The sequence below is a fragment of the Mucilaginibacter sp. P4_G9 genome (genome assembly GCF_056400985.1).
Genome location: NZ_JBFUKF010000479.1, coordinates 1 through 3,503, shown reverse-complemented (window position 1 = coordinate 3,503; position 3,503 = coordinate 1). Strand labels below are relative to the sequence as shown.

At 42.7% G+C, this 3,503-nt stretch carries 3 protein-coding genes; all 3 read right to left on the bottom strand.

Annotated elements, in window-relative coordinates; all coding sequences use genetic code 11:
• A partial coding sequence (locus tag AC1DPZ_RS24080) for a carbohydrate binding domain-containing protein (protein WP_477408258.1) occupies positions 1 to 878 on the bottom strand: 878 nt, incomplete at its 3' end.
• A 248-nt stretch (positions 879 to 1,126) separates the two neighbouring features.
• Entirely contained in the window at positions 1,127 to 2,485 is a 1,359-nt protein-coding gene (locus AC1DPZ_RS24075) for a glycoside hydrolase family 43 protein (RefSeq protein WP_477408256.1), read from the bottom strand.
• A gap of 97 nt (positions 2,486 to 2,582) precedes the next feature.
• Positions 2,583 to 3,503 (bottom strand): glycoside hydrolase family 3 C-terminal domain-containing protein (locus AC1DPZ_RS24070; RefSeq protein ID WP_477408254.1); only part of this gene is annotated, 921 nt, incomplete at its 5' end.

Here is a 3,503-nt window from a genome sequence, read left to right as displayed (position 1 = left end):
GCATCGTTCAGTTTCGGGCCTTCAAGGAAATTACCGCCGGGAAAACGTAAAAAACGGGGTTTCATATCGGCCAGTAACTTCATTAGATCTATCCGGTTCCCATTGGGGCGGTTATGATAAGTAGGCGGAAATAAGGAAACGAGGTTAAAATAATAAACCCCGGTACGGTTCGTCGAAATAACAAAACGGGCGTCAGATGTTGGTTTAACACCGGCGCCTGTTGTTAATTTAAGTTCATATTTTTTCCAAAAGGCGCTTTTTATCAAATTAATAACCCCCGAAGCATATACCGTTTTACCGTCATTGCTTTCTATACTTACGGTTATAGGCCCGGCCGTGTTATTGGCAATTACCGGAACAGTAACTGTAGGCTTGGGCTCCCAGGGGCGAGGGGGAAATGGCTTGCTGTCCGTGCCCTTCATATAAAACGAAGCGCTATAAGTTGTATTAGGCAAAACCGGTATGCCCCAATACCCTTCATTTGCAATACCGGCCCGGCCAACACCGGTATCCACCATGAGTTTTAAACAGGTAGTTAGCGCGCCGTTAATGGCGTGGCGCTGCTGATCGTTGGGTACATTGCCGGGGTTTGGGGCAACTAATTGAATGGTGGCTTTCGCAGCACCTTCCCTGATCACGCTCCATGCTTCCGGCGTATTTGGATTGTCCTTAAATATCCTGTTCCTGATCAGCTCGGCATACAAGCCCCCATCGTACGAATGGTTGATCTCTTYGGTCATCAACCCATACAGTTGCGGGCTTACGTTCGCGCCGGGCCTGGTTAAATCAAGCGTAAGCTTAGGGTTTTGCGCTTTCAGGCTTGTTGCTGTGAACAGGAACAGGCACAAACTTAAAATGGGAAATAACTTTTTCATCATGAAAGTTTATATTATTAATTGTTTTTTTACACTTATTTTACAAGGCCAACGGGACATTTCCATTATTCGGAATGCACTCAAACATTGGCAGATTGGTTAACTTCGTCTGAAATAAAATGCCTGAAATCCAGTATTTTCTCCGACGCACCGTTTTTTTTCACGGGTAGCCTAACTTTATCAAATTCACCGAAATTCATCGACTTTGATTATTCTTTACATTAAGTAAATTCTTAAGCCCTTATTTATTTCTAATTGAATTTCCACCAATTGAAATTAAACAAATGCCCCTGGCTACCTTTAAACACAAAGTATACATCGTGAATACCCCTTGCTTTGTTAACCGCAACAGATTGGGTTCCCCATGTTTCCAAACCACCTGTGTTTTTTACGGATAAAGCGCCCAGTAAGAAACCGTCAGGCCTGTCAACGCGTATCTCTATTATACCTCCATCGGTATTTGCTGCCACATTCGCATAAAATGACTTTGGGTCACTTTTAAAATCGACGCTTCGTACTTTAATATAATCACCACTATCTATATTTGTTATGTATATTCCATTATTACCTATTGCGGTAATAACACCCGATTCCCAAGCTATTGTTTCTGCCTCCTGACGAACAAAAGGATCCAGGTTTCTTACTGCTTTGATCACGCCTTCGGTAGTAGGGGTGATCATAGGAATTGTACCATCAGGTTGATATGTAAATTGATCGATACAAACCGACCTTGTAAAGCCCCCTCCGCCTGGTAAAGCTCCGTTATGATAAAAAAAGTATGATTTACCATGGTAATCTATCATGCCAGGGTGGTTTGTAAATGCGCCGCCTTTCTTAATAATGCGCATAAGTGTATCCCGGTATACCCACGGACCAGTTGGCCCGGTACTGGTAGAATAAGCTATATGCTCCGGCACACCACCGGCAGGATATACCATATAGTACATTTTTTTTCGTTTATAAAACCAGGGCCCTTCCTCGTATTGGGTTAAACGGTTGGAATTTCCGGTACGTTTCCCAAACCCTTGCTCTGTAAGCAAGACTTTTTGTATCTCTCCTGAATAAGAGATCATATCCTGATTTAATTTCACATAAAACAACTGTGGGTTTCCCCAATACAGATAAGCCTGGCCATCGGTATCAATAAATACCGTAGGGTCAATATCGCCAACGCCTGTATAAGTTAAGGGATGACCAATGGCATCAATAAATGGCCCTTCGGGTGTTGTGCCAACGGCTACCCCAATAGCCATACCTTTGCCGTCAGCCCGGTTCATTGGCACATACCAGTAAAATTTACCATTACGAAAAATACACTGGCCGGCCCAGGCATCTGTTTTTGTCCATGAAAATGTTTTTAACGATAACGGCGCACCCCTGTCGGTCCAATTCACCATATCTATGGTTGAAAATAAGTGCCAATTATTCATCGTGAACGTTGTAGATTTATCCTCGTCGTGGCCTGTATACAAAAACACGGTGTCGTGGTATACCATGGGTGCCGGATCGGCTGTAAACCTGGTTTGGATAATTGGGTTTTGCGCTTTCAAGTTTGTTGCTGTGAACAGGAACAGGTACAAAATTGAAATGGGTAGTAACTTTTTCATCATGAAAGTCAATATCATTTATTGTGTTTATTACACTTATTTAATAAAACCAACGGGGCATTTGCATTGAAAATTATTTCTCAGTTTATCGGTATTGAGTTCATTTGACCAGGATTTTTACTGTTTTTGAAATATTACGGGATGAATTACCTAACTGAAGGATGTATTCGCCGGCTTCGGTATTCCATCCTTTTTTTGTCTCGTCATAAAAAGCCAGGTCGCTAACCTTCACATCCAGTTCAACTGTTTTCGTCTCGCCTGGTTGCAGAAAAACTTTTTTGAAAGCTTTTAATTCTTTTTCAGGGCGCAAAACCGAGCAAACCGGGTCACTTACATATAATTGCACAACTTCGGCACCATAACGGCTGCCTGTATTTTTGATGGTGAATTTTGCACGGATGGTTTCATTTTTTCCATAGTTTAATTTATCCGTGGAAAAATGACTTATGGAAAAACCAGTATAGGAAAGCCCATAACCAAAAGGAAATTGGGGTTCAATTTTCTTAGTGTCGTACCAGCGGTAGCCAACCAGTATGCCCTCTTTATATTCGGCCGTTGCGCCTTTGCCTGGATAGGTATTTAAAGCGGAAGCAGGAGAATCTTTTAAGGATACAGGAAAAGTAAATGGCAACCTGCCTGATGGGTTTACTACTCCTGTTAATACATCGGCCAGTGCATTGCCGGCTTCTGAACCATTAAACCACGACCAAACAACCGCATGGTTGTTTTTTTTGATTTCATCCAGATTATAGGGGGCGCCGGCCATGATTACAATAATGGTATTGGCATTAACGGCTGTAACCGCGTTAACCAATGCCTGTTCGCCAAAAGGCAGTTCCAGGCTTTTACGGTCATGGGCTTCACTTTCATATTCACGGTTGGAACCGATACATAAAATAGCAACATCACTGTTTTTTGCAAGCGCTACCGCCTCGTCAATCAGTTTTTGATCGGGCTGGTCATAGCCACGGTTTTGTTCATCACTATTGCTTGCCAGGTAGTTTGCTTTATAGCCCTGGGC